This is a genomic window from Brachybacterium sp. Marseille-Q7125 (assembly GCF_023062615.1).
Lineage (GTDB): Bacteria > Actinomycetota > Actinomycetes > Actinomycetales > Dermabacteraceae > Brachybacterium.
Window position 1 is genome coordinate 1 of sequence record NZ_JALLAL010000079.1, and the last position, 7,056, is coordinate 7,056.

The 7,056-nt window shown below is 69.7% G+C and carries 6 protein-coding genes and 1 tRNA gene; all 7 read left to right on the top strand.

What is annotated here, in order from left to right:
• Nucleotides 1-348: 348 nt before the first annotated feature.
• The 7 genes from MU407_RS13215 (at nucleotide 349) to rbsD (ending at nucleotide 6,885) form a co-directional block, all read left to right on the top strand.
• Nucleotides 349-422: transfer RNA gene (locus MU407_RS13215), tRNA-Gly, on the top strand.
• A 303-nt stretch (nucleotides 423-725) separates the two neighbouring features.
• Entirely contained in the window at nucleotides 726-1,739 is a 1,014-nt protein-coding gene (locus MU407_RS13220) for a LacI family DNA-binding transcriptional regulator (RefSeq protein WP_246958192.1), read from the top strand.
• Nucleotides 1,726-3,234, top strand: a complete 1,509-nt coding sequence (locus MU407_RS13225; RefSeq protein ID WP_102234771.1) for a sugar ABC transporter ATP-binding protein — start codon at nucleotides 1,726-1,728, stop codon at nucleotides 3,232-3,234. The genes MU407_RS13220 and MU407_RS13225 overlap by 14 nt, the downstream gene beginning before the upstream one ends.
• Before the next feature lie 33 nt (nucleotides 3,235-3,267).
• Nucleotides 3,268-4,344 carry an ABC transporter permease gene (locus MU407_RS13230; RefSeq protein WP_246958194.1) on the top strand — a complete coding sequence of 359 codons (1,077 nt, stop codon included), beginning with the start codon at nucleotides 3,268-3,270 and terminating at the stop codon, nucleotides 4,342-4,344.
• Between the two features lie 179 nt (nucleotides 4,345-4,523).
• Nucleotides 4,524-5,495: a substrate-binding domain-containing protein gene (locus MU407_RS13235; RefSeq protein WP_102234772.1), complete on the top strand. Its 972-nt coding sequence runs from the start codon at nucleotides 4,524-4,526 to the stop codon at nucleotides 5,493-5,495.
• A 20-nt stretch (nucleotides 5,496-5,515) separates the two neighbouring features.
• Entirely contained in the window at nucleotides 5,516-6,502 is a 987-nt protein-coding gene (locus MU407_RS13240) for a ribokinase (RefSeq protein WP_348648036.1), read from the top strand.
• Entirely contained in the window at nucleotides 6,499-6,885 is a 387-nt protein-coding gene (rbsD, locus tag MU407_RS13245) for a D-ribose pyranase (protein ID WP_246958196.1), read from the top strand. Before MU407_RS13240 ends, rbsD begins: the two co-directional genes overlap by 4 nt.
• Nucleotides 6,886-7,056: the final 171 nt, after the last annotated feature.

Genomic DNA, 7,056 nt, shown 5'->3' on the forward strand with positions numbered 1-7,056 from the left:
TTCAGCATCAGCCGCAGACTGCGATTATAGACAAGTAGAGCTATAGTCTTTTATATATTCATGATCCTCTATTTCTCGCAGCTCATAGTCTTTTTTATTTTCAAATCCTACTACTGCGCCGGATATCTGCACCTGCAGTATCGTCGGCAGCGTCAGATGTGTGTAAGCGACTGTGTGGGCGTGGGGTGCGCAGCATCGGGGTCGTGAGCGCCGGCGCCGCGGCCGTGGTATGCGCGGCATAAGGGCCGCCCGGTTCGCGAGCAGGGGCACCGACGGGGTATGGTGGTCCGCGTCCAGATGCCCGGCCGAGGCCGCGACAGCGCGATCGACCAGGCAGGACCACCGTTCGCGGGTGTAGTTCAATGGTAGAACTTCAGCTTCCCAAGCTGACAGCGCGGGTTCGATTCCCGTCACCCGCTCCAGAGCGAAAAGGCTGGTCAGGAGAGGTTTCCTGACCAGCCTTCGCTGTGCCCGGGGCGTTTGGAGGGCCCGGAAACTCGTTTTCGTGGGACAACGTGGGACTTCGGCACCCCGCCCCGCGCATCGGTCACCAGCACTTCACAATCGGCAGGGGCTAGAGGGCCCCACCCGAAAACTCCCTCGCCCCGCCTCTTGCGCTGCGGCCCCTCGCGGGCGTACCGTACTGGAAACGTTTCCAGAGGCTGCACCACACCCTCGCACACCCCATGTGGAAACGTTTCGCGATGAGGCGGAAAGGAGGAGCGATGACCCGACCCACGATCAAGGACGTCGCCGCGCAAGCGAAGGTCGCCATCAGCACCGCCTCCCGCGCCCTATCCGGCAACGGCTACGTCTCCCCCACCACGCGCGAGGCCGTCGAGGCCGCCGCCCGCGACCTGGACTACACCCCGAACGCCCACGCACAGAGCCTGCGCTCCGCCCGCTACGGAACATTCGCGCTGCTCATCCCAGACATCCGCAACCCCTACTTCGCGGAGCTCGCGCACCAAGTGGAGATCGCGGCCCGCGCACAGGGCCGCACCGTGCTGCTGGGCAGCGCCGCGGAATCCCCCGAGCTGATGCTCGAATACATGGAGGTGCTACGCCGCCAGCGCGTAGACGGCATCATCACCGCGCCGTTCGACTCCGCGATCGACGCCCTCACCGCGCTGCACGAGGCACGCTTCCCCCTCGTGTTCCTGGATCGCCGGGTGGAGACGCTGCCGGTGCCGTCGGCCACGTCGGACACCTCCGGGGCGATCCGTGACGCACTTGCCCACCTGCACCACCAGGGCGTGCGACGCCTGGGGCTGCTGGCCGGCCCGCGGGAGACCTCCACCGGCCGCGAGCGCCTCGCGCAGGCCCTTGAGCATGCGCGTGCCCTGGGGCTCGAGCCGGTGGTGCGCCACGGCTCCTTCGTGGAGACCTCCGGGCACGACAACATGCTCAGCCTGCTCGAGCACGGCGTGGAGGGCGTGCTGGCCGCGGATTCGCTGATGTCCGTTGGCGCGGTGCGTGCCCTGCATGAGCGTGGCATCCGCCCCGGCGAGGACCTGCCGCTGGTGGGTTTCGACGCCGTGCAGTCCCTTGTCCTCATCCACCTGGAGATCCCGCTGATCATCCAGGACATCCCCGGCCTCGCCCATGCCGCCGTGAAGCAGCTCTCGCAGGAGCTGGACCGCTTCGGCTCGGCGCAGGACGTGCATCTGCCCGCCACCCTCGATCTGCGCGGCGCCGGTGCCGCGCCCACCCCGGGAGCTGATCATGAACAACGCTGAGACCCCGATCCTGCAGCTGGAGGGGGTGAGCAAGTCCTTCGGCCCCGTGAACGTCATCGACGATGTCACCGTCCCGGTCTACCCCGGGAAGGTGACCGTGCTGCTGGGCGAGAACGGCGCCGGGAAGTCCACCCTGATCAAGATGATGTCCGGCATCTATCAGCCCGATGCGGGGCGGATCATCGTGGACGGCTCCCCCGTGCAGCTGCCCGATGTGAAGGCCGCGGAGAAGCTCGGCATCGCCACCATCCACCAGGAGCTGAACCTGGTGCCGCAGCTGAGCGTCGCAGAGAACATCACGCTGGGCCGCGCCCCCTCGCGGCTGGGAATGGTGGATCGCGGGGCGATGCGCCGCATCGCCAAGGAGGCGCTCGAGCGGATCGGCCTGGACGTGGACCTCGGCACCCCCGTTGGCGAGCTGGGGGTGGCCAAGCAGCAGCTGGTGGAGATCGCCAAGGCTCTCTCCCAGCAGGCGCGGGTGCTGATCCTCGATGAGCCGACGGCGGCACTCACCGGCCCGGAGATCCGCCAGCTGTTCACCGTGGTCCACGAGCTCAAGCGCGAGGGCGTGGGCATGGTGTTCATCTCCCACCACCTCGATGAGCTGCCGCAGATCGGCGACCTGGTGTGCGTGCTGCGCGACGGGAAGTTCGTCGCGGAGGTCCCGGCAGACACCCCGGAGGCGAAGCTCGTCTCCCTCATGGTGGGCCGCGACATCGACGACCAGTTCCCGCGCGAGCGCCCCGAGACCCCGGGCGCGCCGCTGCTGCAGGTGGAGGGCCTCACCCGCCATGGCGTGTTCGAGGACATCTCCTTCGAGGTCCGCGCCGGTGAGGTGCTGGGCATCGCCGGGCTGGTGGGCGCGGGCCGCACCGAGGTGCTGCGCGCCATCTTCGGCGTGGACCGCACAGATGCCGGCACCATCACGGTGGAGGGAAAGCCGCTGCCGACGGGGGATGTGTCCGCCTCGATCCGCGCAGGCATGGGCCTCGTCCCTGAGGACCGCAAGGGTCAAGGCCTGATCCTGGATGCGTCCGTGCAGGAGAACGCGGGGCTCGCCACCCTCGTGCCGACGGGCCGCTACGGCCTCGCGGATCTCACGGGGCAGCGTCGCCGCTCGAGTGAGGTCACGAAGACTCTCGGGGTGCGGATGGCGAGCATCGACCAGCCGATCCGCAACCTTTCGGGCGGCAATCAGCAGAAGGTCGTGTTCGGCCGCTGGGTTATGGCGAGCTCCCGTCTACTGCTGCTGGATGAGCCCACCCGCGGTGTGGATGTCGGCGCGAAGGTCGAGATCTACCAGCTGATCAACCAGGTCACCGCTGCTGGCGGCGCCGTCGTGATGGTCTCCAGCGAGCTGCCCGAGGTGCTGGGCATGAGCGACCGGATCCTCGTGATGAGCGGCGGGCGGATCGCGGGTGAGCTGCCCGCTGAGGGCGCCACCGAAGATGCCGTGATGTCACTCGCCGTCTCCAACACCGTTCCCGCGGTCTGAACCGCCGCCCCTACCCGTGAAAGGACTTTGACGATGATGTCGCATACCCCTACAGCGGCGGGCCCGGGCTCCGCCTCCCCTGACGACGCCCCGGGCAGCGCCCCCGGCACCACCCCAGGCTCCGCCCCGTACAGCACCCCCGGCGGCGCCTCCGCGCAGAAGAAGTCGACCTTCCTCTCCCGACTGGGCGATTGGGCGCTGAACAACGGTGCGCTGGTGGGCCTGATCCTGCTGTGCATCGGCCTGTTCATCGCCACGCCCGCATTCCTCACCGTCCCGAACATCATCAACATCGGCATCCAGGCCTCGGTGATGGCGATCCTCGCCTTCGGGATGACGTTCGTGATCGTCACCGCCGGGATCGACCTGTCCGTCGGCTCCGTGGCGGCGCTCGGCGCGATGGTCTCCGCGTACTCCTTCGCGTCCCTGGAACTGCCGGGGATCCTCACGCTGCTGATCGGCCTGCTGGTGGGTCTGCTGGCGGGGGCGATCTCGGGGCTTGCGATCGCGTACGGGAAGCTGCCGGCGTTCATCGCGACGCTCGCAATGATGAGCGTGGCCCGCGGGCTGACGCTCGTGATCTCGCAGGGCAAACCGATCCCCACCTCGGAGTCCGTGTCCTTCCTGGGCTCTTCGGTGGCGGGCGTGCCGGTGCCGATCTTCGCGATGGCGATCGCGGGGCTGCTGTGCTGGTTCATCCTCTCCCGCACCGTGCTGGGCCGCTCGATGTACGCCGTGGGCGGCAATGAGGAGGCGGCGCGCCTGTCCGGCATCCCGGTGAAGAAGGTGCTGGTGAGCGTGTACGCGCTCTCGGGCCTGTTCGCGGGACTCGCGGGCATGGTGCTGGCCGGCCGGCTCTCCTCCGCGGGACCGCAGGCCGGCGCCGGCTACGAGCTCGACGCGATCGCCGCGGTCGTGATCGGCGGGGCCTCGCTCGCGGGCGGCTCCGGCCGCGCTACCGGCACCCTGATCGGCGCGATCCTGCTGGCGGTGATCCGCAACGGCCTGAACATCATGAACGTCTCGAGCTTCTGGCAGCAGGTGGTGATCGGCCTGGTCATCGCCGCGGCGGTCGGCTTCGACGTGCTGCGTCGGAAGAAGACGAGCTGATGCGGGCGGGCCCGCAGGGACACGGCCGACGTCGGCCCACCCGTGCGGGCACCACCCACCCGGCACCGTGCACGTCGGTGCCCCACCACCTAGCGCCGCGCACGTCGGCGCCCCACCCCACCATCCATCTATCCCGCCGACGGGTCGCCGCTGACCCGTCCGACACCCAAGGAGAAACCATGTCCATCCAGCTCATCACCCGTTCCACGCTCGCCTCTCGCCGCTCGGTGCTGGCCGCCTCCGGGGCGGTCCTCGCGGGCCTGACCCTCGCGGCCTGCAACCGCGGCGGCGGCGACGGCGGGGAGGGCGGCGCCGGTGGCCGCGTCACCCTCGCCGTCTCCACCCAGACCAACCCGTTCTTCGTCCAGCTCGTCGAGGGCGCGAAGGCGGAAGCCGAAGCCCAGGGCGTCTCCCTGGATGTGCAGGACGCCTCCGATGATTCGGCCCGCCAGGCCGATCAGCTGGCCAACGCCATCACGCAGGGCTCAGCCGTCGTGATCGTGAACCCCACCGATTCCGATGCGGTCTCCACCTCCGTGGAGGCGCTGAACAACGCCGATATCCCGGTGATCGCCGTGGACCGTTCCGCCTCCAGCGGCGAGGTAGCCAGCTTCATCGCCTCGGACAATGTGGCCGGTGGCGCGCAGGCCGCGGAGGCTCTCGCCGCGGCGATCGGCGAGTCCGGGAAGGTGCTGCACCTGCAGGGCACCCCGGGGGCGTCGGCCTCGCGGGACCGCGGCCAGGGCTTCACCGAGAAGATCGCGGAGTACGGGGACATCGAGGTGGTCGCCACGCAGACCGCGAACTTCGACCGCGCCGAGGGCCTGGATGTGGCCACGAACCTCCTGCAGGCGAACGCCGACGTGGTCGGCATCTTCGCGGAGAACGACGAGATGGCGCTCGGCGCGATCGAGGCGCTCGGCAACAAGGCCGGCTCCGAGGTGTTCGTGGTGGGCTTCGATGGCACCGCCGATGGCATCGCCGCGATCGAGTCCGGCACCCTCGAGGCGACGATCGCGCAGCAGCCCGAGGAGCTGGGCAAGCAGGCGGTGCAGCAGGCGAAGGCCATCCTGGACGGCTCCGAGGCGGAGGCCGAGATCCAGGTCGAGGTGGTCACCGTCTCCGAGGAGAACGCGGGCGATTTCCAGTGAGCCGCCAGGGCAGCATCGTGGTGGTCGGGTCCGTGAACGCGGACCTGATCACCACGGTGGCCCGGCATCCGCTGCCGGGCGAGACGCTGCACGGCACCGGCGGGCACGTGCTGCCCGGCGGGAAGGGCGCGAACCAGGCGGTGGCCGCGGCACGGCTGGGCGGCCAGGTGACGATGGTCGGCGCGGTGGGCGATGACGCTAACGCCCAGCCGGCCCTTTCGGGGCTGCGCGCTTCCGGCGCGGACCTCACGCGGGTCCGCACCGTCCCCGGGCCGACGGGCCTGGCGGTGATCACCGTGGATGAGGCCGGGGAGAACACGATCATCGTGGTCGCCGGCGCGAACGGCGAGGTGTCCGTGGCCGACGACGTGGAGCCTGCCGCGGACCTGCTCGAGGCCGCGGCAGTGGTGGTCAGCCAGTGCGAGGTGCCGCGCGCGGTGGTGGATGCGCTGCCGGGGCATGTGCGCGGCCGCTTCATCCTGAACCCCTCCCCCGTCATGGAGCTGAACCGGCAGACGCTGCTCGCGGCAGATCCGCTTGTTGTCAACGAGCACGAGGCGGAGCTGGTGCTGCAGCTGCTGGGCGGTGGCTCCGACGGGTCGCCGGCCGGGGCCGTGCGGGCGCTGCTCGGCGCTGGGGTGCGGTCCGTGGTGCTGACGCTCGGCGCCGCGGGGTCGCTCGTGGCGGAGGGTGCGCGCGGGGCCCGTGGCGCCGGAGCGGCCGATGGGTCGGTCCGCACCGGGGCTGCGAGTTCGCTCGGGTCTGGGGCTGTGGATGCTCCGGTCACCGCGGTCGAGGCGGTGCGGGTCCAGGCTGTGGACACGACCGGCGCGGGCGATGCCTTCACCGGCGCGCTCGCGGTGCGTCTGGCCGCGGGCGATGACCTCGTGGCCGCCGCCCGCTACGCCACCCGCGTGAGCGCCTTCGCCGTCCAGGGCCACGGCGCCCAGCCGTCCTACCCCAGCAGCGAGGATGCGCTGCCGGGTGGGGATGGTGAGGTGGAATGAGGCGCTCGGGGATCCTGCATGCGGAGCTGAACCGGCAGCTGAGCCTGCTGGGCCACACGGACACGGTGGTGCTGGGCGATGCCGGGCTGCCGATCCCGCGGCATGTGCCGGTGGTGGACCTGGCGGTGGTGCTGGGTCTGCCGCGGCTGCGACCCGTGCTCGACGCGCTGCTGGAGACGGTGGTGGTGGAGGGCGCGGTCCTCGCCGAGGAAGCGCGCAGCGGCCCGGCGGAGCAGCTGCTGCTGCCCGGTCTGCCGGAGGCAGTGGAGTGGGTGAGCCACGCCGAGCTCAAGACCCGCTGCGCCGATGCCGCCTTCGCGATCCGCACCGGGGAGACCACGCCGTATGCCAACGTGATCCTGCGCAGCGGCGTGCCGTTCTGAGGTGGGGCGGGGGTGGGACGCCCCCCCCCCCGTCCCTTTTACACAACTCCCGGGCCCCGAGACCAGGGAAGGAATCGTATGGCGGCTTTTGCTTGGAAAAAAAAAAAAAAAAAAAAGCATTAAACTCCCGTTCCTTCGCGAATGACTAGTAGTTCGCTTTCACCTCTCTGC